Here is a 25,676-nt window from a genome sequence, read left to right as displayed (position 1 = left end):
GAAGAAAGGGACGCCACGGTACCGCGTCGCCGCCGGTGGCGGGGAGACCCGCGCCCCCCATGGCGCGCGCGGTCGGCGCGCGGCTCCCGGGGTTGACGGCGGGCTTGACGGCTCCGGCGGACCGGCGCACGCCCGGGCGGTACGGCGCCGCACCACGCCCCGCGCCCGGCGACCCCGCCCGAGGCGGCGTGGCGGCGTACCGCACCGGCGGCGCGGGCGGCGGAAACGGCGTACCCCGCGTACGCGGCGGGCTCGGCATACGCGGTACGCACGGTACGTACGGCACACACGGCATACGACGACACGACGACGCACACGACGGCATGGAGAGGTGAACCTCGGTGAAGGGCACGGTCGGAGAGTTGGGGGAATTCGGGCTGATCAGGGAGCTGACCTCCCGGCTCACCCTCACCCCGGCGGTACGCGTCGGACCGGGCGACGACGCCGCTGTCGTGGCCGCGCCCGACCGGCGTGTGGTGGCCAGTACGGACATCCTGCTGGAGGGCCGCCACTTCCGCCGGGACTGGTCGACCGCCTATGACGTGGGACGGAAGGCCGCCGCGCAGAACCTCGCGGACATCGCCGCCATGGGCGCGGTGCCCACCGCGCTGCTGCTCGGCCTGGTCGTCCCGGCCGAACTGCCGGTGACCTGGCCGACCGAGCTGATGGACGGACTGCGCGACGAGTGCCAGGTGGCCGGCGCCTCGGTGGTGGGCGGGGACGTGGTGCGCGGGGACACCATCACCGTCTCCATCACCGCCCTCGGCGACCTCCGCAACCACGAGCCGGTCACCCGGGGCGGCGCCCGCTCCGGCGACGTGGTCGCGTACACCGGCTGGCTGGGCTGGTCCGCCGCCGGCTACGCCGTCCTCAAGCGCGGTTTCCGCTCGCCGCGCGCCTTCGTGGAGGCCCACCGCAGGCCCGAACCGCCGTACCACGCCGGCCCCGCCGCCGCCGGACTCGGCGCCACCGCGATGTGCGATGTGAGCGACGGGCTGATCGCGGACCTCGGGCACATCGCGGAGGCCAGCAAGGTCCGGATCGACCTGCGGTCCGGGCTCATCGACATCCCCACCCAGATGAACGACATCGGGCAGGCGGTGGGCGTCGATCCGCTCCAGTGGGTGCTGACCGGCGGGGAGGACCACGCCATCGTGGCCACCTTCCCGGCCGATGTGAAGCTGCCCGCCCGCTGGAAGGTGATCGGCGAGGTGCTGAACCCCTCGGCGCTGCCCCAGGTCACCGTGGACGGCGCGCCCTGGCACGCGGCGGGCGGCTGGGACCACTTCGGCGACGCGTCCGGGGAGGACCTGTGACACCGCCGCTGGTGCTCACCGTGGCCGGCTCCGACGCGGGCGGCGGCGCCGGCATCCAGGCCGATCTGAAGACCATGCTGGCGCTCGGCACCCACGGGATGAGCGTCCTCACCGCCGTCACCGCGCAGAACTCGCTGGGCGTCCAGGGCACCTGGGAACTGCCGGTGGAGGCGGTCCGGGCGCAGTACCGCAGTGTGGTGGACGACATCGGGGTGGGCGCCGTGAAGACCGGCATGCTCGCCTCCGCCCCGCTGGTGGAGGCGGTGGCGGAGCTGCTGGCCGGCACCGACGCGCCGGTGGTGGTCGATCCGGTGGGGGTGTCCAAGCACGGCGACCCGCTGCTGGCCGCCTCCGCGCTCGACTCGGTACGAACGCGACTGCTGCCGGCCGCCACCGTCGCCACGCCCAATCTGGACGAGGTCACCCAGCTGACCGGGGTGACCGTGGCGGACGAGGCGGATCTGCCCCGGGCCGCCGCCGCGATACTGGCGTACGGGCCGCGCTGGGCGCTGATCAAGGGCGGCCACCTCGCCGGGGAGGCGGTGGACCTGCTGACCGACGGCTCCGAGGAGCACTGGCTGCGCGCGCCCCGCCACGACAACCGGCACACCCATGGCACCGGCTGCACACTCGCCTCGGCGGTGGCGGCCGGGCTCGCCAAGGGCCTGTCCGTGCCGGAGGCGGTCACCGAGGCCAAGGCGTACGTCACCGGGGCCATCGCCGCCGGGTTCGCCCTGGGCGGCGGCATCGGCCCGGTGGACCACGGCTGGCGGTGGCGCTGAGCGACGACCGGCGCCGGAGGACGGGGGACAGCGGGGCCGCCGGGGAGGCGGCCCCGTCGGCCTACCGGTCGCTGGGTTCGCGGCCGTGTCCCACCGGCCTCCCGGTACGGCGGACGGTTCCGGGTACGGCGGCGAGCGAGCGGGCCGCGCGTACGGCAGGGGTTTCGGATACGGCAAAGGGCCGGCCCACCGAGGTGGACCGGCCCTTCAAGGCAACCGCAGGGGCTGCGCTACGACGAGGCGTCGGCGGGATCGTCCCCGCGGACGCGGGGAGTGGCCCTTAGCGCGAGACCTTGCCGGCCTTGATGCACGAGGTGCAGACGTTGAGCCGCTTCGGCGTCCGACCGACCACGGCACGCACACGCTGGATGTTCGGGTTCCAGCGACGAGACGTACGGCGGTGCGAGTGCGAAATGTTGTTGCCGAAGCCCGGCCCCTTGCCGCAGACGTCGCAGTTGGCAGCCACGGGTCACTCCAAAGACTTCAGATGCACGTACAGTGAAATCCGGCGTGCCGGATCAGATCACTAGTGACTGAAGGGCGTTGCCGGGGGAATGGCCCGACTCTCATCGGGCAACCGGAGCAGCATACAACGGCTGCGTCCTTGGAACGAAACTACCACGATCGGCTCAGCGCCCCTCCCGGCCCCGGCCCGCCGGGCGGCCCCGCGCCGGGTCTACCCTGCTGGGCGGCCCGCGCCCTTCCGGACCGTTCCCGTCGCCGCCCCACCGGCCCCACCGGCCCCTCATGGAGGTTGACCAGGTGTCGCAGACTCTCGACGCCCCGCTGGTACGCGCCTGGTGCGCCCGGGCGCTGGAGGCCCTCGGCCGGGAGCGCGAGGAGATCGACGCCATCAATGTGTACCCGGTCGCGGACGGCGACACCGGGACCAATCTCTATCTGACCGTGGAGTCCGCCGCCCAGGCCGTGGAGGCCGTCTTCACCGCGCACGCCACCGGACTGACGGTGCCCGCCGTGCCCGCGCCGGCCGACGCGGTACGGGCCATGGCGCACGGCGCGCTCATCGGCGCCCGGGGCAACTCCGGCACCATCCTCGCCCAGCTGCTGCGCGGCATGGCCGAGGTGCTGGCGGAGGACGAGCGGGGCGAGCCCCGGGCCGGGGGCGGTCCGGGGACCGGCGGGGAGCGGCTGGCGCGGGCGCTCGGGCGGGCCGCCGCCTCCGCCCGGGGCGCCGTGGCCCACCCGGTGGAGGGCACCATCCTGAGCGTCGCCTCCGCCGCCGCCACCGCCTGCGGGCACGAGGCCGCCGGTGCCGGTGGCGGGCTGGCCGGGGTCGCCCGGGCCGCGTACGAGGGCGCCCGCGCCGCGCTGGCCGCCACCCCCGGCCAGCTGCCCGCCCTGCACCGGGCCGGGGTGGTGGACGCGGGCGGCCGGGGCCTGGTCGCCGTGCTGGGCGCGCTGCTGGCGGCGGTGACCGGTGAGGCGCCGCCCGCCCAGGACCGGTCGCGCCCCGCGCACCGGGCCGCCGTGCCGGGACCTGCCGGGGTTCCGGAGGGGGCGTGCGGCGGGATCGAGAGCGGCGGCGGGGCCGACGGGGAGGGCGAGGCCGACGGCGACACAGCCGGCGGCCCGGCGTACGAGGTCATCTTCCTGCTGGAGGCGGAGGAAACGGCGGTGGACCGGCTGCGCGGCCGGCTCGACGGGCTCGGGGACTCGCTGGTGGTGGTCGGCGGCGACGGGCTGTGGAACGTCCATGTGCATGTGGACGACGCCGGAGCCGCCGTGGAGGCCGGGGTGGAGGCGGGACGCCCGTACCGCATCCGGATCACCCACTTCGGGGACCGGAACCCGCCGCGCCCGGAGCCGGCCGGGCGGGCCGTCGTGGCGGTCGTACCGGGGGAGGGGCTCGCGGAGCTGTGCGCGGCGGCCGGTGCCACCACCGTGCTGGCCCGGCCCGGCGAACCGCCCGCCAGCGGGGAACTGGTGGATGCCGTGCGCCGGGCGCACGCCCGCGAGGTGGTTCTGCTCCCGAACGCCGTTGACCTGCGGCACACCGCCGCGGCCGCCGCCGAGCAGGCCCGGGCGGAAGGGGTGCGGGTGGCCGTCATCCCGACCCGGGCCGCCGTCCAGGGCATCGCCGCCCTCGCGGTGCACGAACCGGGCCGGGGCTTCGACGAGGACGTGGTGGCCATGACCGCCGCCGCCGGGGCCACCCGGTACGGCGAGCTGGCGGTGGCCGAGCACCGGTCGTTCACCTCGGCCGGTGTCTGCCAGGCCGGGGACGTGCTGGGCCTGATCGACGGCGATGTGGCCGTCATCGGGGAGGACCCGGCGGCGACCGCCCGGACACTCCTCGACCGGATGCTCTCGGGCGGCGGGGAACTCGTCACCCTGGTGGTCGCGGACGACGCCCCGGAGACGCTGGCGGAGGATCTGGAGAAACACGTCCGGGCCACCCATCTGGCGGTTGACACCATGGTGCACCCCGGTGGCTCCTCGGCCCCCTTGCTGCTCGTCGGGGTGGAGTGAAACGCCGGCGGTGAGCCACCGGCCGTGCGGCGTCGTCCGGGTACGGCCCGGCGGCCGTGGGCTCCGCGGCCGGTCCGTGCCGATCGCGCCGGCCGCCGATTTCCCCAGGTGGCGCCCGACTGCCGGTGCCTGTCGGTGGCGTGGTGTGCAATGGGGAACGTGCCCGCGCTCGACGAACCCCTCAAGACACCGCTCGGAGCCGCCACCGCCAAGGTGATGGCCGAGCACCTCGACCTGCGCACGGTCGGGGACCTCCTCCACCACTACCCCCGGCGCTACGCCGAACGCGGCGAGCTGACCTCGCTCGCCGAACTCCCGCTGGACGAGCACGTCACCGTCGTGGCGCAGGTGGCCGACGCCCGGGTGCACACCTTCAACGGGGCCCGGGGACGCGGCCAGCGTCTGGAGGTGACCATCACCGACGGCAGCGGACGGCTCCAGCTCGTCTTCTTCGGCAAGGGCGTGCACAAGCCGCACAAGGACCTGCTGCCCGGCACCCGCGCGATGTTCGCCGGAAAGGTGTCCCTGTTCAACCGCAAGCTCCAGCTCGCCCACCCCGCCTACGAGCTGCTGCGCGGCGACGACGGGGAGGCCGTGGACGCCTGGGCCGGCGCGCTCATCCCGCTCTACCCCGCCACCACCAAGCTGGAGTCCTGGAAGATCTCCAAGGCCGTGGACACCGTGCTGCCCCGCGCCCGGGAGGCCGCCGATCCGCTGCCGGCCGCCCTCCGGGAGGGCCGGGGCCTCATCGATCTGCCGGACGCCCTGCACAAGATCCACCGGCCGCGCGGCAAGGGCGACATCGAGGAGGCGCGCGCCCGGCTGAAGTGGGACGAGGCGTTCGTCCTCCAGGTCGCCCTGGCCCGCCGCCGGCACGCCGAGACCCAGCTGGCGGCCGTGGCCCGGAAGCCGTCGCCCGGCGGACTGCTCGACGCCTTCGACGCCCGGCTGCCCTTCACCCTCACCGAGGGCCAGCGGAAGGTCTCCGCCGAGATCTTCGGCGACCTCGCCACCGACCATCCCATGCACCGGCTGCTCCAGGGCGAGGTCGGCTCGGGCAAGACCATGGTCGCCCTGCGGGCCATGCTCGCCGTGGTGGACGCCGGCGGCCAGGCCGCCATGCTCGCCCCCACCGAGGTGCTCGCCCAGCAGCACCACCGCTCGATCACCGAGATGATGGGCGAGCTGGCCGAGGGCGGGATGCTCGGCGGCGCCGAGCACGCCACCAAGGTCGTGCTGCTCACCGGTTCCATGGGCACCGCCGCCCGCCGCCAGGCCCTGCTGGACCTGGTCACCGGCGAGGCGGGCATCGTCATCGGCACCCATGCGCTGATCGAGGACACGGTCCAGTTCCACGACCTCGGGCTGGTCGTCGTGGACGAGCAGCACCGCTTCGGCGTGGAGCAGCGCGACGCCCTGCGCGGCAAGGGCGGGGCCAACGGCGTCAAGCACACCCCGCACCTGCTGGTGATGACCGCGACCCCCATCCCCCGCACGGTGGCCATGACCGTCTTCGGGGACCTGGAGACCTCCGTCCTGGACCAGCTCCCGGCGGGCCGCTCACCGATCGCCAGCCATGTGGTGCCGGCCCGCGACAAGCCGCACTTCCTGGCCCGCGCCTGGGACCGGGTGCGCGAGGAGGTGGAGAACGGCCACCAGGCGTATGTGGTCTGCCCCCGCATCGGGGACGGCGAGGACGAGCCGGGAAAGAAGCCGTCCGGAGCAGGAGCAGGAGCAGGAGCAGGCGCAGGAGCCGGGGACGGGTCCGGCTCCGGCTCCGGGGACGACGGCGAGCGCCGGCCGCCGCTCGCCGTCCTGGAGGTCGCGGACCAGCTCGCCAAGGGCCCGCTCGCCGGGCTGCGGGTGGAGGTGCTGCACGGCCGGATGCCCGCCGACGAGAAGGACGCGGTGATGCGCCGGTTCGCGGCGGGTGACGCGGACGTCCTGGTCGCCACCACCGTCATCGAGGTCGGTGTCAACGTCCCCAATGCCACCGCGATGGTGATCATGGACGCCGACCGGTTCGGCGTCTCCCAGCTCCACCAGTTGCGCGGCCGGGTCGGCCGGGGCTCCGCGCCCGGTCTCTGTCTGCTGGTCACCGACGCGCCCGAGCCCGCCCCCGCCCGGCAGCGGCTCGCCGCCGTCGCCGCCACCCTGGACGGCTTCGAGCTCTCCCGGATCGACCTGGAGCAGCGCCGGGAGGGCGATGTGCTGGGCCAGGCCCAGTCCGGCGCCCGGTCCAGCCTGCGGATGCTGGCCGTCATCGAGGACGAGGAGGTGATCGCCGCCGCCCGCGAGGAGGCCGCCGCCGTGGTCGCAGCCGACCCCGCCCTGGAGCGGTTCCCCGCCCTCCGTACCGCCCTGGACGCCCTGCTGGACCAGGAGCGGGAGCAGTACCTCGACAAGGGCTGACCCAGAGGCGAGCCGTCGCCGGACCCGGCCCCCGCCGGGCGGCCCGGCACCGGGGCCCATTGCCGGGCCGCCCGCTGCCCCTGGGCCGGGCGGCCCACGGCGCGGCCGGCCGATCAGACCCCGGGGCCTGATCGGCCGGCCCGCCCGGGGCGCCCGTGCCGGGGCCCGACCGGCGGCGCCCGCGCACCGGCCCATATCGTGGACACCGCACCCCTGGACCGGCACCCCGGACCCCGGAGCCACCATCCGCCCCGGGCCCCCCGGGACCGAGCACCAGAAGGACGAGGACGAGGCTGATGACCCGCGTGATCGCCGGAGCGGCCGGCGGACGCCGCCTGGCCGTGCCGCCGGGCAACGGCACCCGCCCCACCTCCGACCGGGCGCGCGAGGGCCTCTTCTCCACCTGGCAGGCGCTCCTCGGCACGCTGGACGGCATCCGGGTCGCGGACCTGTACGCCGGCTCGGGCGCGGTCGGCCTGGAGGCGCTGTCCCGGGGCGCCGCCCACGCGCTGCTGGTGGAGGCCGACGGCCGCGCCGCCCGCACCGTCCGGGAGAACGTCCGGAGCCTCGCCCTGCCCGGCGCCGAGGCGCGCACCGGCCGGGCCGAGCAGGTCGTCGCGGGCGAGCCGCCGGCGGAGCCGTACGACGCGGTCTTCCTCGACCCGCCGTACGCCGTCTCCGACGACGAGCTCCGCGAGATCCTGCTCACACTGCGCACCCGGGGCTGGCTCGCCGAGGAGGCGCTGATCACCGTGGAGCGCGCCACCCGGGGCGGGGAATTCGCCTGGCCGGAGGGGTTCACTCCACTGCGGTCCCGGCGGTACGGCGAGGGCACGTTTTGGTACGGTCGCGCCGCCTCCCGAAACGAAGATCGCGACGAGCACGGTGACAGCGCGGACCGCGAGAACGCAGGGTGAGCCGTATGACGACCGGATCCGAGAGCGAGGGACTTCAGTTGCGCCGAGCCGTCTGTCCGGGGTCCTTCGACCCGATCACCAACGGACATCTGGACATCATCGCCCGGGCCTCCCGGCTCTACGACGTGGTGCACGTCGCCGTCATGGTCAACAAGTCCAAGCAGGGACTGTTCACCGTCGAGGAGCGGATGGAGCTCATCCGCGAGGCCACCCGCGACCATGGAAACGTCCAGGTGGAGTCCCACCACGGGCTGCTCGTGGACTTCTGCAAGGAGCGGGACATCCCGGCCATCGTCAAGGGACTGCGGGCGGTCAGCGACTTCGACTACGAACTCCAGATGGCCCAGATGAACATGGGGCTCTCCGGGGTCGAGACGCTCTTCGTCCCCACCAACCCGACCTACAGCTTCCTCTCCTCCTCGCTGGTCAAGGAGGTGGCCGCCTGGGGCGGCGACGTATCCCACCTGCTGCCCCCGGCCGTCCACGAGGCCCTGGTCCGCAGGCTCGCCGGGCGCTGAGCCGGACGGCGGGCGGCCGGGGAGCGGCCGGGGCCCGTCGCCCGTGGCCCGGAGCGGCGCCGACTGGCCGTACAGTCGTGCCGTCCGTCTCCAATCCGGCCGAGAGAAGTGGCGAGCACACGGTGGACGTGCAGAAGAAGCTCGACGAGATCGTGTCGACGGTCCGGGGCGCCCGGTCCATGCCCATGTCCGCCTCCTGTGTGGTCAACCGCGCCGAACTGCTCGCCCTGCTGGACGAGATGGGCCGGGCCCTGCCCGGCGCGCTGGCGCGGGCCGAGGAAGTGATCGGCGGCAGCGAGCAACTGCTGGACGAGGCCCGCCGGGAGGCCGGGCGGATCATCGCCGCCGCCCACTCCGAGCGCGGTTCGCTGATCTCCGACACCCAGGTCGCCCGCCAGTCGCGGGAGGAGGCCGACCGCATCCTCGCCGACGCCCGCCGGGAGGCCGAGGAGGTCCGCGCCGAGGCCGACGAGTACGTGGACTCCAAGCTGGCCAACTTCGAGGTGGTGCTCACCAAGACCATCGGCTCGGTCGACCGGGGCCGGGAGAAGCTCCTCGGCCGGGGGCCGGGTCTCGACGCCCAGGGGTACGCCGACGAGGACGCCCCCGAGTACAGCGCCGACCCCCGGGAGCTGATCCAGCGCGCCGACTCCTATGTCGACGCCAAGCTGGGCGCCTTCGAGGCGGTGCTCTCCAAGACCCTGGAGGCCGTCGGCCGCGGCCGCCAGAAGCTGCACGGCCGCATCGCCACCGACGAGCTCGGCGCCCACCTGGCCGCCCAGGACGCCGCGGGCGCCTCCCGGGCGCACACCTCCGACGCCGACTACCTGGCCGGTCTCGCCGAGCCCGCCGCCGCCACCGGATCGCCGTCGCTGTCGTCACCGTCCGCGCCCCCGGCGCCCGCCGAGCCGGCGCACGCCCCGGACCCGGACCCCGGCACGTACGGCCACCCGGCGCTCCCGGCCCAGCCGCCGGCCCCGGCCCAGGAGGCGTACGCGTACCAGCAGGACCCCTACGCGTACCCGGCCCAGGAGTACGGCCAGGGCTACCCGCAGTCCCACGACCCCTACGGCTACGCCCAGCAGCCGCACCAGCCCCAGTCCCAGCCGCACTCCCAGACGCCCTCCGATCAGGGGGCACGGCAGCAGCAGCCGGGCGCGCTCGACGAGACCAGCTTCTTCGACACGAGCATGATCGACCTGGACCAGCTCCGCCGCTACGAGCAGGGCCGGGGCTGATCCCCGGACCGGCCCCCGGGACCGGATTGGGTCCCCGGCGGGGTGTCCAGTATCCTGGTCCTTCGGTCGCGCGTACGTCCGCGCTCGCCGCTGCCCGCTTCGGCCAGGTCCACCCTCCCGGTGCGCCCGGCGCGGGGTTCCCGGCCGCACCGCATGCCGACCGCACGACGCCCTCCGCAACGCAACCGAAAGCAGGAAGAGCCCTGAGTACGCGCCTCGACCACCGCAACCCCCTCGTGTTCGACACACACGAGCTGGGTCGGCGTCCCGGTGCCCTCCAGCGGCTGACCCGCACGGTGGACGCCCCGGCCGACCTCGGCCTGGACGGCGTCATCGGCGTGCCCCAGGGCGCGCCCGTGGAGCTGGAGCTCCGCCTGGAGTCGGTCATGGAAGGGGTGCTCGTCACGGGTACCGCCCGTGCGACCGCCGAGGGGGAGTGCGTAAGGTGTCTGGAGCCGCTGCGCCGTGAGGTCGTGGCGGACTTCCAGGAGATGTTCTCGTACCCCGACGCCGACGACCGGGGCCGCGCCAAGCACGCGGAGCCGGGCGACGACGCCGAGGACGAGGACATCATTCCGCTCGAGGACGGCATGTTCGACCTCGAACCCGTGCTGCGGGACGCGGCGGTGCTCGCACTGCCGATGCAGCCGGTGTGCCGGGAGGACTGTGCCGGACTGTGCCCCGAGTGCGGGATCGGTCTGAACGAGAACCCGGACCACCATCACGACGCCGTCGACATCCGTTGGGCGGCTCTGCAGGGACTCGCCGGTTCACTCGGAACCGGTGAGAAGGACAACATGAGCGGCGCCGAACCTGGCGTCGACGAGAAGCAGGAGAAGTAGCCGTGGCTGTTCCGAAGCGGAAGATGTCGCGCAGCAACACGCGCCACCGCCGGTCGCAGTGGAAGGCTGCGGTCCCCACCCTGGTTGCGTGCGAGCGCTGCCAGGAGCCGAAGCTGCAGCACATCGCGTGCCCGAGCTGCGGCACGTACAACAAGCGCCAGGTCCTCTCGGTCTGAGCGGGCTGGTGAGAGGCACCGTGTCTGGCCACAAAACGGCGGATGACGCCAAGAAGCAGGCGGAGAACACGGCCTCGTCCCACACGCTTCTGGAAGGGCGGCTCGGGTACACCCTTGAGTCCGCCCTTCTGGTGCGTGCGCTGACCCACCGTTCGTACGCGTACGAGAACGGCGGTCTGCCCACCAACGAGCGGCTGGAGTTCCTCGGGGACTCCGTGCTCGGCCTGGTGGTCACCGACACGCTGTACCGCACCCACCCCGACCTGCCCGAGGGCCAGCTGGCCAAGCTGCGGGCCGCGGTGGTCAACTCTCGTGCGCTGGCGGAGGTCGGCCGTGGCCTCGAACTGGGCTCCTTCATCCGGCTCGGCCGGGGCGAAGAGGGCACCGGGGGCCGGGACAAGGCGTCCATCCTCGCCGACACACTCGAAGCGGTGATCGGTGCGGTCTACCTCGACCGGGGTCTCGACGCGGCCTCCGAGCTGGTCCACCGGCTCTTCGACCCGCTGATCGAGAAGTCCTCGAACCTCGGCGCCGGCCTGGACTGGAAGACCAGCCTCCAGGAGCTGACCGCGGCCGAGGGCCTGGGGGTTCCGGAGTACCTGGTCAGCGAGACCGGCCCGGACCACGAGAAGACCTTCACTGCTGCCGCCCGCGTCGGTGGTGTCTCGTACGGCATCGGCACCGGCCGCAGCAAGAAGGAAGCGGAACAGCAGGCGGCGGAGTCCGCCTGGCGGGCCATCCGGGCCGCCGCGGACGAACGGGAGGCGGCGGCGAAGGCTGCCGGCGAAGAGGCCGCCGACACCTCTTCGCCCTCCCCGTCGGCCGCCGGTCCGGCCACGGCCTGACCGGACCGCTTCCCTCCCCGCCGCGCACCCAGCGCGGCGGGGCTTTCGCTTTCCCCAGGTTCCGACCGGGTTCCCCCGGTTCCACCAAGTTCGACCAGGTTTCACCGGGCGCCCGCCACCGGCGCTCCCGGCCCGGCTCCCGGTCCGGGCTTCCCGCCGGGACCGCCGGGTGTCCGTCCCCGCGGGGTGTCCGTCCTTCCGGAGGGTGCCCGCCCGGCCGCCGGGTATCCGCTCGTCCGGGCAGGCGTCCGACTGCCCACCGGTTTCCGCCCGGCCGCCGGGCAGCCGCCCACCGCCGCGTACCCGTCCAGCCCTCCGAGGAGCGCCCGCCGTGCCCGAACTGCCCGAGGTCGAAGTCGTCCGCCGCGGCCTGGAACGCTGGGTCAGCGGCCGGACCGTGGCCGTCGTGCAGGTGATGCACCCGCGCGCGGTCCGGCGCCACGAGGCCGGCGGCGACGACTTCGCGGCCCGGCTCGTCGGCCACCGCTTCGGCACGGCCCGGCGGCGCGGCAAGTACCTGTGGCTGCCGCTCGCCGACACCGACGCCTCCGTCCTGGGCCACCTCGGCATGAGCGGCCAGCTGCTGGTCCAGCCCGAGGACGCCCCGGACGAGAAGCACCTGCGCGTCCGGTTCCGGTTCGACGACCCGCTCGGCACCGAGCTGCGCTTCGTCGACCAGCGGACCTTCGGCGGCCTCTCGCTCCACGACAACACCCCGGACGGGCTGCCGGACGTCATCGCACACATCGCCCGCGACCCGCTCGACCCGGCCTTCGACGACGCCGCCTTCCACACCGCCCTCCGGCTGCGCCGCACCACCGTCAAGCGCGCCCTGCTCGACCAGTCGCTGATCAGCGGGGTCGGCAACATCTACGCCGACGAGGCCCTCTGGCGCACCCGTCTCCACTACGACCGCCCGACCGCCACCCTCACCCGCCCCCGCACGGCCGAGCTGCTCGGCCACATCCGGGACGTGATGAACGCCGCCCTCGCCGTCGGCGGCACCAGCTTCGACAGCCTGTACGTCAATGTGAACGGCGAGTCCGGCTACTTCGACCGCTCCCTGGACGCCTACGGGCGCGAGAACCTCCCCTGCCGCCGCTGCGGCACCCTCATGCGCCGCCGTCCCTGGATGAACCGCTCCAGCTACTACTGCCCCCACTGCCAGCGGCCACCCCGTACGACAGCCTGACGGCGCGCGCCCCGGACCCGGTCACGGGACGTGCGGTGACCGGGGCCGGAGCCCGGGGGTGCGGAGGTGGTGCGTGCGGGGAGGTGCCCGGAAGCCGCAGAAGGCTCAGAAGCCGAAGTCCTGGGTCCACCAGGGGCCGCCGTCACCGAAGTGGACGCCCACGCCGAGGCGGGTGTAGTCGCAGTTCAGGATGTTGGCGCGGTGGCCCTCGCTGGTCATCCAGGTGGCCATCACCGCCTCCGCGTCGGCCTGGCCGCGGGCTATGTTCTCGGCGCCGAGCCCGCTGACGCCGGCCGTGGCCGCGCGGTCCCAGGGGGAGGCGCCGTCGGGGGAGGTGTGGGCGAAGAAGTCCCGCTTGGCCATGTCCCGGCTGAACGCCCCGGCCAGGGCCGCCAGATCGGGGTCGAAGCGGAGCGGGGAGCAGCCGACCTTGGCCCGTTCGGCGTTGACCAGGGTGAGCACCGCCGCCTCCGCCGCCTGCTCCCGGCCGCTGCCTGCCGAGGGGGTGCCGGCCGGCTCACGGCTGGGCGCCGCCGTCGCCGTACGGGACGGGGCCGCGCTCCTGGTGCGCTCCGGGCGCGCCTCGGGCTGCTTCGGCCGTACCGGCTCGGCGGTACGGCTCTTCGGGGGAGTGGTGGAGGGCTTCGCCGGGCTCTTCGGGATGGCGGACGCCGAGGAGGAGGGGGCGGAGGCGGACGGCGCCGACGCGGAGGGCCTGGCCGACGGGGAGGCGGATGCCTGGCCGGGGGGTGCCGAGCGGTCGGCACCCCGGCTCGCCGGGGCGGACGCGCGGTCGGAGGCCCGCAGGTCACCGGTCCCGCCCTGGGTGCGCAGCTCGGGCATGCCGGTGCGCACCTGCTCACCGGACGGGCCGCCGCCGATGTCGTAGGAGTCGCCGCCGGGCAGCAGACCGGAGGCGACCGCCACCGCGCCGACCGCGATCGCGGCGGAGGCGCCGAGCAGACCGGTGCGTACCGGCACGACCGGCTTCTTCCTCCGGAGCGTACCGCCGCCGTGCGAACCTGCCGGGTGCGCGTCGGCGGGGGCGGCGCCGGAGCGGCGATGGCGTCCCATCTGCTCTGCCTTCCTGCTTCCTGGTACTGGTGAGACCTGCGGGTCCCACGGCCGCCGGTGCCGGGGACACCCCGTCCGCACCGGTACGTCCGCGGGTCGGCGCGGCCTCTCTGCGCTCCCCCGAACGGGTGAGCCTCATTGCGTCGGGACTGTACGCCATGAGGCGCGAGGGCGACGTGTGCCGGAAGACATTGGCCGGTTAGCGTGCAGCCATGAACGCAGACGCACGACTCGTCGCCTGGGTGCGCGGCCGAGTACAGGGAGTGGGCTTCCGCTGGTTCACCAGGGCAAACGCTTTGGAGATCGGCGGTCTGACCGGCTTCGCCCTGAATCTTGAGGACGGCAGGGTGCAGGTGGTGGCCGAGGGGCCGAGTGAGAATTGCCACCGTTTGCTGGAGTGGCTTCGCTCCGAGGACACCCCGGGCCGGGTCGACGGCGTCACCGAGATCTGGGACGCCCCGCGCGGTGGCTACGACGGCTTCGTCACCCGTTGATCGGCCGGTCCACTGGCCCCTTGATCCGTTGACTCATCGATCCGGTGACCGGTTGACCCCGCTGGGCCCGGCTGATCCCGCCGACCCCCGGTGCCCGGCCGGCCCCGGCGCCCGGGGCGGGCCACCGTGGGGCCGGGCGGATCGCCGGTGATCGGGTGATTCGCGCCACATGCGCGGGCCCCGCCGGCCGGAGCGCGGCGCCCCGGGGTGCCGCTCGCGGCCGTCCGCGTACGACCGGGGCGGTGGCGCCGGGTGATCGGGGCGGCGGGCGCGGGCGACCGGAGGCGACCGGCGGGCGAAGCGAAGAAGACCTGGTGGTTGCCAAGAAACGGGTCGCCGTGCCAGGCTGCGCGGCAGCGAGTGAACAGATGAGTACCCGGCCGGCAGGTCGGGCCCTTACCGCTCACGGGTGCCGCGCGCGAGGTGGGGCCGTCGGGACGACGGTCCGCAAACCCCCCGGTTGCCCGGCGATGCGCGGCGTGATCGTGTTGACCGTCAAACTTTTTGGTGAGACGCTGAAAGCCCCGCGCACCCCTGCTGTCCGGTGACAAGAACAGCGGTTTCACCTCGGCCCACCGGGCATCGCGGGTGCGGATCCCTCACGACCACAACCGCATCGGTCGGTCACTCAGTGTGGAGGACCATCAGTCATGGCAAAGGCGCTTCTCGGTTACGTCGGCGGTTCCGACCCGCGACTCCTCGCCGAGATGCGACGGCTTCAGCAGCGCGTCCAGGACCTGGAGTCCGAGCTGGTACGAATCCAGTCGGAGAATGACGCGCTGAACGCCGCCGCTCGGAGCGAGTCGCTGCTCAACGGCATCGACATCGACGTACCCAAGGCGGAGCCTGCGCTCACCTGACCCCGCCGGCGCAGCCGGGGCACGGTGAGAAACACTCTCGCGAGATATGCAAGGGACGCCGAACGGCGTCCCTTCTGTCTTTTCTCCGTCTTTTCCGATGTCCGCTCGGAATCCTCTGCGGCTTCTCCGGGCCTTGCCGCTCCTCCGCGGCTGCCCCGGACGCCCGCCGCGCCCGTCCCTTCCGCCGACCGCTGCCGTCACCGGTCCGGAGGGAGCCGCGGGCGCGGGTGCCACCGGTGTCCCGGTCGGCCCGGTGCTGAACCGTGCCCCATCCGTCACTCGCCGCCCCCCTTCCGTTCACGGTCAGATCTGCCCTCCGGGTAACAGGGCCAAACGGAGGCCGCCCGGTAGAGTCGGCGGGCGTGCACCTCAAGGCCCTGACCCTCCGCGGTTTCAAGTCGTTCGCCTCGGCCACCACCCTCCGGTTCGAACCGGGCATCACCTGCGTCGTGGGGCCGAACGGCTCGGGCAAGTCCAATGTGGTGGACGCGCTCTCCTGGGTCATGGGCGAGCAGGGCGCCAAGTCGCTGCGCGGCGGCAAGATGGAGGACGTGATCTTCGCGGGCGCCGGCGGGCGCCCGCCGCTCGGCCGCGCCGAGGTCTCCCTCACCATCGACAACTCCGACGGCGCGCTGCCCATCGACTACGCCGAAGTCACTATCACCCGGACCATGTTCCGCAACGGCGGCAGCGAGTACCAGATCAACGGCGACACCTGCCGGCTGCTCGATGTGCAGGAACTGCTCTCCGACTCCGGCATCGGCCGCGAGATGCATGTGATCGTCGGACAGGGCCGGCTCGACTCCGTGCTGCACGCCGACCCGATGGGCCGCCGTGCCTTCATCGAGGAGGCGGCCGGCGTCCTCAAGCACCGCAAGCGCAAGGAGAAGGCGCTCCGGAAGCTCGACGCGATGCAGGCCAACCTCGCCAGGGTCCAGGACCTGACCACCGAACTGCGCCGCCAGCTCAAGCCGCTCGGCCGGCAGGCCGCCGTCGCCCGCCGGGCCGCCGTCATCCAGGCCGATCTGCGGGACGCCCGGCTGCGGCTGCTCGCCGACGACCTGGTACGCCTCCGGGCCGCGCTCGACGCCGAACTCGCCGACGAGGCCGCACTCAAGGAGCGCAAGGACCGCGCCGAGGCCCGCCTGCGGGAGGCGCTGGCCCGGGAGGCGGAGCTGGAGGAGGAGGTCCGGCGGCTCGCGCCCCGGCTCCGGAGCGCCCAGGAGACCGCCAATGAACTGGCCCGGCTGGCCGAGCGGGTGCGCGGCACCGTCTCGCTGGCCGACGCCCGGGTCACCAGCGCCACCGCCGCGCCGCCCGAGGAGCGCCGGGGCCGCGACCCGGAGGACATGGAGCGGGAGGCCGCGCGCGTCCGGGAGCAGGAGGCGGAGCTGACCGCCGCGCTGGAGGCGGCCGAACGCGCCCTGGAGGACACCGTCGCGCACCGCGCCGAACTGGAACGGGCGCTCGCCGCCGAGGAGCGCCGGCTCCGGGACGCCGCCCGCGCCCTGGCCGACCGGCGCGAGGGGCTGGCCCGGCTCTCCGCCCAGGCGGGTGCCGCCCGCTCCCGGGCCGCCGCCGCCCGGGCCGAGATCGAGCGCCTCACCGAGGCCAGCGACGAGGCGCGGGAGCGGGCCGCCGCCGCTCAGGAGGAGTACGAGCGGCTGCGGGCCGAGGCCGACGGAGCCGAGGCGGCCGGCACCGAGCTGGCCGGGTCCCACGAGGCGGCCCGCAAGGAACTGCGGGACGCGGAGGCCGCGCTGACCGGGGCGCGGGAGGCCGCCACCGCCGCCGACCGGGAACGCGCCGCCACCCGGGCCCGCCACGACGCCCTGGCCCTGGGACTGCGCCGGAAGGACGGTACGGCGGCGCTGCTGGCGGCGGGCGCGGAACTGCCCGGGGTGCTCGGCCCGGCCGCCGGGCTGCTCACCGTCACCCCCGGGTACGAGGCGCCGGTCGCCGCGGCCCTGGGCGCCGCCGCCGACGCCGTGGCGGTGCGGGACCCGGCGACGGCGGCCGAGGCACTGGCGCTGCTGCGCAAACAGGACGCCGGCCGCGCCGTGCTGCTGCTGGCCGGCCCGTACGACGACGAGGCTGGAGCCGTACCGGCTGTCGGACCGGCCGACCCGGCCGGAGGGCAGGAGCCCGGAGCGGTCCGGGCGGCCGGGCTGGTGCGCGGTCCGGCCGGGCTGCTGCCGGCCGTCCGGCGGCTGCTGCGGGACGTCGTGGTCGTCCCCGGACTCACCGAGGCCCGGGAACTGGTGGAGGAGCGCCCGGAACTGGTCGCCGTCACCGCCGAGGGGGACCTGCTCGGCAGCCACCTGGCGCAGGGCGGCTCGGCCGGGGCGCCCAGCCTGCTGGAGGTCCGGGCGTCCGTCGACGAGGCCGCCGAGGAGCTGGCCGCGCTGACCGTACGGTGCGAGGAACTGGCCGCCCGGCAGGACGAGGCCGCCGAACGGCACCGGGCCGCCGCCGCCCGGGCCGAGGAGCTGGAGCAGCGGTGCCGGGCGGCCGACCGGGAGCAGTCCGCGGTCGGCCAGGCGCTCGGCCGGCTCTCCGGGCAGGCCCGGGGTGCCGCCGGGGAGGCCGAGCGCGCGGCGGCCGCCGCCGACCGGGCCCAGGAGGCGCTGGACCGGGCGGCCGAGGAGGCGGAGGAACTGGCCGCCCGGCTGCTGGCCGCCGAGGAGACCCCGGCCGAGGAGGAGCCCGACACCACGGTGCGCGACCGGCTCGCCGCCGACGGGGCCAACGCCCGGCAGACCGAGATGGAGGCCCGGCTCCAGGCCCGTACCCACGAGGAACGGGTGAAGGCACTGGCCGGCCGGGCCGACGCGCTGGACCGGGGGGCCCGGGCCGAACGCGAGGCCCGCGCCCGGGCCGAACAGCGGCGCGCCCGGCTGCGCCACGAGGCGGCGACGGCCCGCGCGGTGGCCGCCGGCGCCCGGCAACTGCTCGCCCATGTCGAGGTGTCCACCGCCCGGGCCGAGACGGAGCGGACGGCCGCCGAGGCCGCCCGGGCGGTGCGCGACCAGGAGCTGACCGCCGCCCGGGCGGCCGGCCGGGAGCTCAAGGCGGAGCTGGACAAGCTCACCGACTCGGTGCACCGGGGTGAGGTGCTCGGGGCCGAGAAGCGGTTGCGCATCGAGCAGTTGGAGACCAGGGCGCTGGAGGAACTGGGCGTCGAACCGGCCGCGCTGATCGCCGAGTACGGTCCCGACCAGCCCGTACCGCCCGCGCCGCCCGCCGAGGGCGAGGAACTGCCGGAGGACCCGGCGCACCCCCGCAACCAGCCGGTGCGTTTCGTCCGCGCGGAACAGGAGAGACGGCTCTCGTCGGCCGAACGGGCGTACCAACGGCTCGGGAAGGTGAATCCGCTGGCGCTGGAGGAGTTCGCGGCGCTGGAGGAGCGTCACCAGTTCCTCTCCGAGCAGCTCGAAGACCTGAAGAAGACACGGGCCGACCTCCTTCAGGTGGTGAAGGAGGTGGACCAGCGGGTCGAGCAGGTCTTCACGGAGGCGTTCCGGGACACCGCCCGTGAGTTCCAGGGCGTGTTCTCGCGGCTCTTCCCGGGCGGCGAGGGACGGCTCGTGCTCACCGACCCCGGCAACATGCTGACCACCGGCATCGAGGTCGAGGCCCGTCCCCCGGGGAAGAAGGTCAAGCGGCTGTCGCTGCTCTCGGGCGGTGAACGCTCGCTCACCGCTGTCGCCATCCTGGTGTCGATCTTCAAGGCCCGGCCCAGTCCGTTCTATGTGATGGACGAGGTCGAGGCTGCGCTGGACGACACCAACCTCCAGCGGCTGATCCGGATCATGCGCGAGCTCCAGGAGAGCTCCCAGCTGATCGTGATCACCCACCAGAAGCGGACGATGGAGGTCGCGGACGCGCTCTACGGCGTGTCCATGCAGGGTGACGGCGTCTCCAAGGTGATCAGCCAGCGCCTGCGCTGACCGCGCCGGGCCCTGGGCCGACGTCCGGGCCGGAACCGGTACCGGGAGCCTGGCGTGATCACGCGGGTGTCCCGCGCCGGGGGCGCATCATGCGCGCCGCCGGGCGTCCCCGTGCGCCGCGCGCCGGCCGGGGCGGGCCGAGGGTGCCCCGGACGGGCCACGGGAGCGAGGTATCCCCACCGAGGCACCGAGTGCCCGCCCTTCGGAGTTGAGTTCAACTCATGAACGCAACTCCCCTCGGGACTGGATCAAGAATCAGTTCAGGCCAACTATTGACTTCGAAATCTGAAGGCATAGTCTCTGCAACGTTGTATTTACCTTCAAGTGGTGGGCGGCTGGAAGTTGTGCGCCACTGGAAGGGCTCGCCCCCCATGCCCGGCGATGGTGCCGGGCCCAGGAGTACACGTGACCAGCACCGCGCAGCCACCGGCGTCGGGAGCCCGCGAGGCCCACCCCGACCACCTCGGGCATGTCATCTTCATCACGGCCGCCGCCGCGATGGGCGGCTTCCTCTTCGGCTACGACAGCTCCGTGATCAACGGCGCCGTCGAGGCCATCCGGAGCCGCTACGAGATCGGCTCCGGCACCCTCGCCCAGGTCATCGCCATCGCGCTGATCGGCTGCGCCATCGGTGCCGCCACCGCCGGCCGGATCGCGGACCGCATCGGCCGCATCCGCTGCATGCAGATCGCCGCCGTCCTCTTCACCATCAGCGCCGTCGGCTCGGCCCTGCCGTTCGCACTCTGGGACCTCGCGGTCTGGCGCGTCATCGGCGGCTTCGCCATCGGTATGGCCTCGGTGATCGGCCCGGCGTACATCGCGGAGGTCTCGCCGCCCGCCTACCGCGGCCGGCTCGCCTCCTTCCAGCAGGCCGCCATCGTGATCGGCATCGCCATCTCCCAGCTGGTCAACTGGGGCATCATCAACCTGGCCGACGGCGACCAGCGCGGCAAGCTGGGCGGCCTGGAGGCCTGGCAGTGGATGCTCGGGGTGATGGTCGTCCCGGCCGTGCTCTACGGGCTGCTCTCCCTCGCGATCCCCGAGTCCCCGCGCTTCCTGATCTCCGTCGGCCGCAAGGACCGGGCCAAGGAGGTCCTCGCCGAGGTCGAGGGCCGGGACATCGACCTGGACGCCCGCGTCCACGAGATCGAGACGGCGATGCGCCGCGAGCACAAGTCCAGCTTCAAGGACCTGCTCGGCGGCGGGGCGGGCTTCCTCCCCATCGTCTGGATCGGCATCGGGCTCTCGGTCTTCCAGCAGCTCGTCGGCATCAACGTCGCCTTCTACTACTCCGCGACGCTCTGGCAGTCCGTCGGCATCGACCCGGCCGGCTCGTTCTTCTACTCGTTCACCACGTCGATCATCAACATCATCGGCACCGTGATCGCGATGGTCCTGGTCGACCGGATCGGCCGCAAGCCGCTCGCCCTCATCGGCTCGGCCGGCATGGCGATCGCCCTCGCCTGCGAGGCCTGGGCCTTCTCCGCCGACCTGGTGGACGGCCAGCTGCCCCACGCCCAGGGTGTGGTCGCGCTGATCGCGGCCCATGTCTTCGTGCTCTTCTTCGCCCTCTCCTGGGGCGTGGTGGTCTGGGTCCTGCTGGGCGAGATCTTCCCCAACCGCATCCGCGCCGCCGCCCTCGGCGTCGCCGCCTCCGCCCAGTGGATCGCCAACTGGGCGATCACCGCGAGCTTCCCGTCCCTGGCGGACTGGAACCTCTCCGGGACGTACGTCATCTACGCGGTCTTCGCCGCGCTCTCCATCCCCTTCGTGCTCAAGTTCGTGAAGGAGACCAAGGGCAAGGCGTTGGAGGAGATGGGCTAATACCCCGCTGCCCCGCTCCTCGAACGGAACTGCCCCGGCTCGATCCCGAGCCGGGGCAGTTCCGTGTGTACGGGGTGCACGTGCCGGGCCCGCCGCACACGGCCGGGCCCGGCACGGACGTACGGGCCGGGGCCGGTCCGCCGGGCCGCGCCCGTGCCGGGCGGTCCGCCGGGCACCGCCCGTACGACTCCGGCCCCGGACGGGGTACGCGGCGTCCGGCCGCTCAGGACCGGGTGGGGGAGCGGCCGGCGGCGGTCAGCGGGCCGGGGAGGCGGCCGGGGCTTCCGCGCCCGGCTCGGCCGGCCCGGCCGCGGGGCGCCCGCCGCGCGGCAGCACGCCGTACAGCACCGCCGCGCCCACGATGGTCACCAGCCAGCCCAGGCCGTTCCGGCCGATCCAGGAGCCGGCCAGCGGACCGCTGAACCAGTCGACCCTGGTGAAGAGCAGCCCGACCGCCAGCGCCACCGCCCAGGCCGTCATCGCCTGCCAGGCGAAACCGCCCCGGTACCAGTAGGCGCTGGTGCGGGAGGTGTCCATCAGCGCCTCGCCGTCGTAGTCGGTCCGCCGCAGCATGTCCACGCCGAAGACGCCGATCCAGGCGGAGAAGGCCACCGCCAGCAGCGTCAGGAAGGAGATGAACGAGCCGATGAAGCTGGTCGCCACCACCATCAGCAGAAAACCGAAGATCAGCGAGATCACCGCGTTGACGCTGACCGCCCAGGCGCGCGGCACCGAGATGCCCAGGGTCTGGGCGGTGAAGCCCGCCGAGTACATCGACATGGAGTTGATCAGCAGCATGCCGATCAGCGCGATCAGCAGATACGGCACCGAGATCCAGGTCGGCAGCAGCTCCCCGATGAACGACACCGGGTCCTGCGCCGACGCCAGGTCCGGTGTGGCCACCGCCATCACCGCGCCCATCAGGACCATGGGCACCACCACGATCCCGGCGCCGCCGACGGTGGACGCCACCATCGCCCGGTTCGAGGCGGTACGCGGCAGATAGCGGGTGAAGTCGGGGCCGGACGGCACCCAGCTGATGCCGCCCGCCGCGATGGTGCCGATGCCCGCCACCATCATGGCCGTCGAACCGGCCGGCCGGGCGAAGACCGCCGACCAGTCGGCGGTGGCCACCAGATGGACCAGCACCAGCACCGAGAAGGCGCCGAAGAGATAGGTCGACCAGGTGCTGCACACCCGCAGCGCGTTGATACCCAGGCCCGACACCAGGAAGGTGCAGGCCACGAAGAGCAGCAGGGTCACCACGATCAGCGGCGTACTGCTCTTCACCCCGAACAGCAGATCCAGCACGGTGAGGACGGCATACGCGCCGGTCACCGCGTTGATGGTCTCCCAGCCCCAGCGGGCCACCCAGATCAGCGCCCCGGGGAAGAGATTGCCGCGCTGCCCGAACACCGCCCGGGAGAGCGCCATGCCCGGCGAGCCGCCCCGCTTGCCGGCGATCGAGATCACGCCGACGATCCCGTACGAGAGCAGCGGCGCGGCGACCGCCACGACCAGGACCTGCCAGAAGTTCAGCCCGTTGAAGACGACGAGACCGGCGCCCATGGTGAGCAGCAGCACGCTGATGTTCGCCGCCACCCAGGTCGGGAACAGCTCCCGGACGCGGCCCGTCCGCTCGGCGTCGGGCACCGGTTCGAGGCCGCGGGTCTCCATCGCCCCTTCGGTCGGATCGGATATCGGGGCGTCTGTCGGGGCGTGGGTCTCTTCGGGGACGCGCGGCATACGGAACTCCGGCGGGCTCGCGGTAACGGGGGGCTCCGGGGCCCGGGGAAGGGCGGCCGGCACAGGACAAGTCCGTGGCAAGCACAGGACAAAAGGGCATCGTACATTCCCCCCAAAAGGCTCAGATGACGGGCCGGGGCGCTGGGGGATACTGGTCGGGTTATGGAATTCGTCATCCTTGCTGTAGTCATCGCCCTGGTCGCGGTCGGCGCGATCAGCGGACTCGTGGTCAGCAGCCGCCGGAAGAAGCAGCTGCCACCGCCCGAGGCACCGCCGGCCCCGCCGACCATCACCGCCCCGCCCGCCGAGCCACGTGTCGGCGAGGAGGCGGAGACACCGCGGGAAGAACCGCGCCGCACCATCGAGGAGGTCGGGCTTCCGACGGCCGAGGAGGTGGTGGAGGCCCCGACCGCCGTCGAGGACCCGGTGGTCGCGGAACCGCCGATCCCGGTCGTCGAGACCCCGGAGCCGACCGCCGGCCGCCTGGTCCGGCTGCGCGGCCGGCTCGCCCGCTCGCAGAACTCGCTCGGCAAGGGGCTGCTCACGCTGCTGTCCCGCGAGCACCTCGACGAGGACACCTGGGAGGAGATCGAGGAGACCCTCCTCATCGCCGATGTCGGTGTCGCCCCCACCCAGGAGCTGGTGGACCGGCTGCGGGAGCGGGTCCGGGTGCTGGGCACCCGCACCCCCGCCGAGCTGCGCACCCTGCTCCGCGAGGAACTGATCACCCTGGTCGGCCCCGACCTGGACCGCACGGTGAAGACCGAGAGCGGCATGGACACCCCGGGCGTCGTCATGGTCGTCGGCGTCAACGGCACCGGCAAGACCACCACCACCGGCAAGCTGGCCCGGGTCCTGGTCGCGGACGGCCGCTCGGTCGTCCTCGGGGCCGCCGACACCTTCCGCGCGGCGGCGGCCGACCAGCTCCAGACGTGGGGCGAGCGGGTCGGCGCGCGCACCGTGCGCGGCCCGGAGGGCGGCGACCCGGCCTCCATCGCGTACGACGCGGTCAAGGAGGGCATCGCGGAGGGCGCCGATGTCGTGCTCATCGACACGGCCGGCCGGCTGCACACCAAGACCGGTCTCATGGACGAGCTGGGCAAGGTCAAGCGGGTGGTCGAGAAGCACGGCCCGCTGGACGAGGTGCTGCTGGTGCTGGACGCCACCACCGGCCAGAACGGACTGACCCAGGCCCGGGTGTTCGCGGAGGTCGTGGACATCACCGGCATCGTGCTGACCAAGCTCGACGGCACGGCCAAGGGCGGCATCGTGGTCGCCGTCCAGCGGGAGCTGGGCGTGCCGGTCAAGCTGATCGGTCTCGGCGAGGGCCCGGACGATCTGGCCCCGTTCGAGCCGGAGGCCTTTGTGGACGCCCTGATCGGCGACCCGGCCTGAGACGTCCGGCCGGCCGGTCTCCGGACCCGGCCGGTCCTGCCCGTCCGGCCCGGTGCCGGATTCAGCGGCGGTCCGGTCCTGTCCGGCCGGCTCGTCCAGTCCGGCGCCGGGTTCAGTGGCCGGTCCGGCGGCCCGGCCGGGTGCCCGGTCCGGCGGCCCGGGTGTCCGGCACCACGCACCACGGCCGGGCGGCACCCCCTCGGGGGCGTCGCCCGGCCGTTCGTCTTTCCGGGGCCGTGCCGGGATCCTTCCGGCGCGGTCCCGGGCCGCTCGGTTCCGGCACCGCGCCGGGCCGCTCGTGTCCGGGACCGTCCCGGCACCGCGCCGGGCCGCTCGCGGCCACTGGTGGCCGGGGCCCGGGACTTCCGGCGGGCGGGCGGGATCCCGGAGCCCCGGGAGCGAGGGCCGGAGCCCCGGAGCGAGTGCCCCGCCGGACGGCGAGGCTCAGGCCGCCGACCGGTGGCAGCTGTACGCCAGGGTGCCCAGCAGCAGTCGCGCCTCGGGCGGGGCCCCCGCGTCCAGGCCGGGCGGGCGCAGCCAGCGCACCGGGCCCAGGCCGCCGAGGTCCGAGGGCGGTGCCGTGATGTACGCCCCCGGGCCGAGTCCCCGCAGGTCCAGCCGGGCGTCGTCCCAGCCCATCCGGTAGAGCAGCCGGGGCAGCTCGGCCGCCGCGCCCGGCGCCACCAGGAAGCGGGCGCGCCCCGTCGGGGTCACACAGACCGGGCCGAGCGGCAGCCCCATCCGCTCCAGTCGCGCCAGCGCCCGGCGGCCGGCCGTCTCCGCCACTTCCAGCACGTCGAAGTGCCGGCCCACCGGGAGCAGCAGGGCCGCCCCGGGGCACCGGGACCAGATCGCGGTGGCCGTGGCGAGGGTGGCGCCGGCCGGGACCTCGGGGGCGAAGCCGAGCGGATGCGCCCCCGGAGCCGTACAGGAGGGGGAGCCGCAGGAGCAGTCGCCGGAGGCGGCGCGGGCGCCGGGGACCACGGCCCAGCCCCACAGCCCGGTGTATTCCGCCACCGCGAGGCACTCGGAGGCGCGGCCGCGGTGGCGTCGCAGCTCACGGATGCGGGTGGTGCCGATCGTGAAGCCCATACCTCCTCCAACGGGTGAATCCCGGGCTGGTTACGAAAGGGAGTTCTCTTATGACTCCGTGTCGTGGTGCGGGTGGTGGGCGAGGCGCACACGAGTGCGCGAAGCGGCGCGCGCGACCCGTTCGCGCCGTCGCGTGCTTCGGTCGGCCGGTCGCCGGGCCCGGTGGGCCCCGTCGCTCCGACCGGTCTCGGCCGGTCCGGCCGGATCCGGGCGGCGCCGGACGGCCCCGACCGGACAGCGCACGTCAAGTCAATCGCGCTCGGCCGGGGAGGAGTTCATTCGAAGGGGTGGCGAATGGTGGCGTTTCCGGAGACGGCCTCGCGGGACGGGTGATCGTAGGATTACTTTCGGTGCAGGGGACCCGGGGTAACCACATGTTCGGTGGGTATGCCGGGGGCACGCCGACAGCCTGTCCGGAGGGCTCGCGAGCCCGGAGTCCGCAGGGCCGGGATGCGCAGGGCCGGGACTCGCGGGGCCGGGGGACGCGAGGCCCGGGGCGCGGACCCCGGACGG

At 74.1% G+C, this 25,676-nt stretch carries 20 protein-coding genes; 16 read left to right on the top strand and 4 right to left on the bottom strand.

The window, feature by feature from the left end:
- Positions 1–341: 341 nt before the first annotated feature.
- Both NX801_RS13205 and thiD read left to right on the top strand, forming a co-directional pair.
- Positions 342–1,316, top strand: a complete 975-nt coding sequence (locus NX801_RS13205) for a thiamine-phosphate kinase (protein ID WP_258787805.1) — start codon at positions 342–344, stop codon at positions 1,314–1,316.
- The gene (gene thiD / locus NX801_RS13200; protein WP_258787906.1) at positions 1,277–2,098 is read left to right on the top strand and encodes a bifunctional hydroxymethylpyrimidine kinase/phosphomethylpyrimidine kinase; all 822 of its coding nucleotides are present in this window, start codon (positions 1,277–1,279) and stop codon (positions 2,096–2,098) included. The genes NX801_RS13205 and thiD overlap by 40 nt, the downstream gene beginning before the upstream one ends.
- A gap of 280 nt (positions 2,099–2,378) precedes the next feature.
- Here thiD and rpmB read toward each other — a convergent pair whose 3' ends face one another.
- Complete coding sequence (gene rpmB, locus NX801_RS13195) at positions 2,379–2,564, bottom strand: 50S ribosomal protein L28 (RefSeq protein ID WP_003957616.1); 186 nt, start codon at positions 2,562–2,564, stop codon at positions 2,379–2,381.
- A gap of 281 nt (positions 2,565–2,845) precedes the next feature.
- On the opposite strand from rpmB, the gene NX801_RS13190 reads away from it, so the two are divergent.
- The 9 genes from NX801_RS13190 (at position 2,846) to mutM (ending at position 12,728) form a co-directional block, all read left to right on the top strand.
- A complete protein-coding gene (locus tag NX801_RS13190) occupies positions 2,846–4,588 on the top strand; it encodes a DAK2 domain-containing protein (protein ID WP_258787799.1) in 1,743 nt (580 codons plus the stop codon).
- Between the two features lie 150 nt (positions 4,589–4,738).
- On the top strand, positions 4,739–7,000 hold the full coding sequence (recG, locus tag NX801_RS13185; protein WP_258787798.1) for an ATP-dependent DNA helicase RecG: 2,262 nt from the start codon (positions 4,739–4,741) through the stop codon (positions 6,998–7,000).
- A 296-nt stretch (positions 7,001–7,296) separates the two neighbouring features.
- The gene (rsmD, locus tag NX801_RS13180; protein ID WP_258787797.1) at positions 7,297–7,917 is read left to right on the top strand and encodes a 16S rRNA (guanine(966)-N(2))-methyltransferase RsmD; all 621 of its coding nucleotides are present in this window, start codon (positions 7,297–7,299) and stop codon (positions 7,915–7,917) included.
- A 38-nt stretch (positions 7,918–7,955) separates the two neighbouring features.
- Positions 7,956–8,435: a pantetheine-phosphate adenylyltransferase gene (gene coaD / locus NX801_RS13175; protein WP_258787905.1), complete on the top strand. Its 480-nt coding sequence runs from the start codon at positions 7,956–7,958 to the stop codon at positions 8,433–8,435.
- Between the two features lie 122 nt (positions 8,436–8,557).
- Positions 8,558–9,673 (top strand): ATP synthase subunit B family protein, encoded by a 1,116-nt coding sequence (locus NX801_RS13170; protein WP_258787796.1) that lies wholly within the window; start codon positions 8,558–8,560, stop codon positions 9,671–9,673.
- A gap of 203 nt (positions 9,674–9,876) precedes the next feature.
- Entirely contained in the window at positions 9,877–10,515 is a 639-nt protein-coding gene (locus NX801_RS13165; protein ID WP_258787904.1) for a YceD family protein, read from the top strand.
- A 2-nt stretch (positions 10,516–10,517) separates the two neighbouring features.
- Positions 10,518–10,691: a 50S ribosomal protein L32 gene (gene rpmF, locus NX801_RS13160; RefSeq protein WP_258787794.1), complete on the top strand. Its 174-nt coding sequence runs from the start codon at positions 10,518–10,520 to the stop codon at positions 10,689–10,691.
- 8 nt (positions 10,692–10,699) lie between these two features.
- Positions 10,700–11,536, top strand: a complete 837-nt coding sequence (gene rnc / locus NX801_RS13155) for a ribonuclease III (RefSeq protein ID WP_258787792.1) — start codon at positions 10,700–10,702, stop codon at positions 11,534–11,536.
- 331 nt (positions 11,537–11,867) lie between these two features.
- A complete protein-coding gene (gene mutM, locus NX801_RS13150; protein WP_258787791.1) occupies positions 11,868–12,728 on the top strand; it encodes a bifunctional DNA-formamidopyrimidine glycosylase/DNA-(apurinic or apyrimidinic site) lyase in 861 nt (286 codons plus the stop codon).
- Positions 12,729–12,833: 105 nt separating this feature from the next.
- Here the strand turns inward: mutM and NX801_RS13145 are convergent, their stop codons facing one another.
- Positions 12,834–13,802 carry a CAP domain-containing protein gene (locus NX801_RS13145; RefSeq protein ID WP_258787790.1) on the bottom strand — a complete coding sequence of 323 codons (969 nt, stop codon included), beginning with the start codon at positions 13,800–13,802 and terminating at the stop codon, positions 12,834–12,836.
- 212 nt (positions 13,803–14,014) lie between these two features.
- Between NX801_RS13145 and NX801_RS13140 the strand changes: the two genes are divergently transcribed.
- The 4 genes from NX801_RS13140 (at position 14,015) to NX801_RS13125 (ending at position 20,930) form a co-directional block, all read left to right on the top strand.
- Positions 14,015–14,296 (top strand): acylphosphatase, encoded by a 282-nt coding sequence (locus NX801_RS13140; RefSeq protein ID WP_258787789.1) that lies wholly within the window; start codon positions 14,015–14,017, stop codon positions 14,294–14,296.
- A 650-nt stretch (positions 14,297–14,946) separates the two neighbouring features.
- Positions 14,947–15,156 (top strand): hypothetical protein, encoded by a 210-nt coding sequence (locus NX801_RS13135; RefSeq protein WP_258787788.1) that lies wholly within the window; start codon positions 14,947–14,949, stop codon positions 15,154–15,156.
- A gap of 362 nt (positions 15,157–15,518) precedes the next feature.
- Entirely contained in the window at positions 15,519–19,106 is a 3,588-nt protein-coding gene (gene smc, locus NX801_RS13130) for a chromosome segregation protein SMC (RefSeq protein ID WP_258787786.1), read from the top strand.
- 405 nt (positions 19,107–19,511) lie between these two features.
- On the top strand, positions 19,512–20,930 hold the full coding sequence (locus NX801_RS13125) for a sugar porter family MFS transporter (protein ID WP_258787785.1): 1,419 nt from the start codon (positions 19,512–19,514) through the stop codon (positions 20,928–20,930).
- Between the two features lie 255 nt (positions 20,931–21,185).
- Here NX801_RS13125 and NX801_RS13120 read toward each other — a convergent pair whose 3' ends face one another.
- Positions 21,186–22,607 (bottom strand): cytosine permease, encoded by a 1,422-nt coding sequence (locus NX801_RS13120; protein ID WP_258787784.1) that lies wholly within the window; start codon positions 22,605–22,607, stop codon positions 21,186–21,188.
- Between the two features lie 231 nt (positions 22,608–22,838).
- On the opposite strand from NX801_RS13120, the gene ftsY reads away from it, so the two are divergent.
- Entirely contained in the window at positions 22,839–24,071 is a 1,233-nt protein-coding gene (gene ftsY / locus NX801_RS13115) for a signal recognition particle-docking protein FtsY (protein ID WP_258787783.1), read from the top strand.
- Positions 24,072–24,515: 444 nt separating this feature from the next.
- Here ftsY and NX801_RS13110 read toward each other — a convergent pair whose 3' ends face one another.
- Positions 24,516–25,163, bottom strand: a complete 648-nt coding sequence (locus tag NX801_RS13110) for a bifunctional DNA primase/polymerase (RefSeq protein WP_258787782.1) — start codon at positions 25,161–25,163, stop codon at positions 24,516–24,518.
- Between the last annotated feature and the right edge of the window lie 513 nt (positions 25,164–25,676).

Origin of the sequence: Streptomyces pyxinae (genome assembly GCF_024756275.1) — a bacterium.
GTDB lineage: Bacteria > Actinomycetota > Actinomycetes > Streptomycetales > Streptomycetaceae > Streptomyces > Streptomyces pyxinae.
Note: the sequence above shows the minus strand (reverse complement) of the source record. Positions and strands in the feature narration are given on the sequence as shown.

What these genes read in the sequence shown, in the direction of transcription:
- NX801_RS13190 (WP_258787799.1), top strand. Translation starts at nt 2,846, where the DNA reads ATGGAGGTTGACCAGGTGTCGCAGACTCTCGACGCCCCGCTGGTACGC.
- recG (WP_258787798.1), top strand. Translation starts at nt 4,739, where the DNA reads ATGGGGAACGTGCCCGCGCTCGACGAACCCCTCAAGACACCGCTCGGA.
- rsmD (WP_258787797.1), top strand. Translation starts at nt 7,297, where the DNA reads ATGACCCGCGTGATCGCCGGAGCGGCCGGCGGACGCCGCCTGGCCGTG.
- NX801_RS13145 (WP_258787790.1), bottom strand. Translation starts at nt 13,802, where the DNA reads ATGGGACGCCATCGCCGCTCCGGCGCCGCCCCCGCCGACGCGCACCCG.
- NX801_RS13140 (WP_258787789.1), top strand. Translation starts at nt 14,015, where the DNA reads ATGAACGCAGACGCACGACTCGTCGCCTGGGTGCGCGGCCGAGTACAG.
- NX801_RS13135 (WP_258787788.1), top strand. Translation starts at nt 14,947, where the DNA reads ATGGCAAAGGCGCTTCTCGGTTACGTCGGCGGTTCCGACCCGCGACTC.
- NX801_RS13120 (WP_258787784.1), bottom strand. Translation starts at nt 22,607, where the DNA reads ATGGAGACCCGCGGCCTCGAACCGGTGCCCGACGCCGAGCGGACGGGC.
- ftsY (WP_258787783.1), top strand. Translation starts at nt 22,839, where the DNA reads ATGGAATTCGTCATCCTTGCTGTAGTCATCGCCCTGGTCGCGGTCGGC.
- NX801_RS13110 (WP_258787782.1), bottom strand. Translation starts at nt 25,163, where the DNA reads ATGGGCTTCACGATCGGCACCACCCGCATCCGTGAGCTGCGACGCCAC.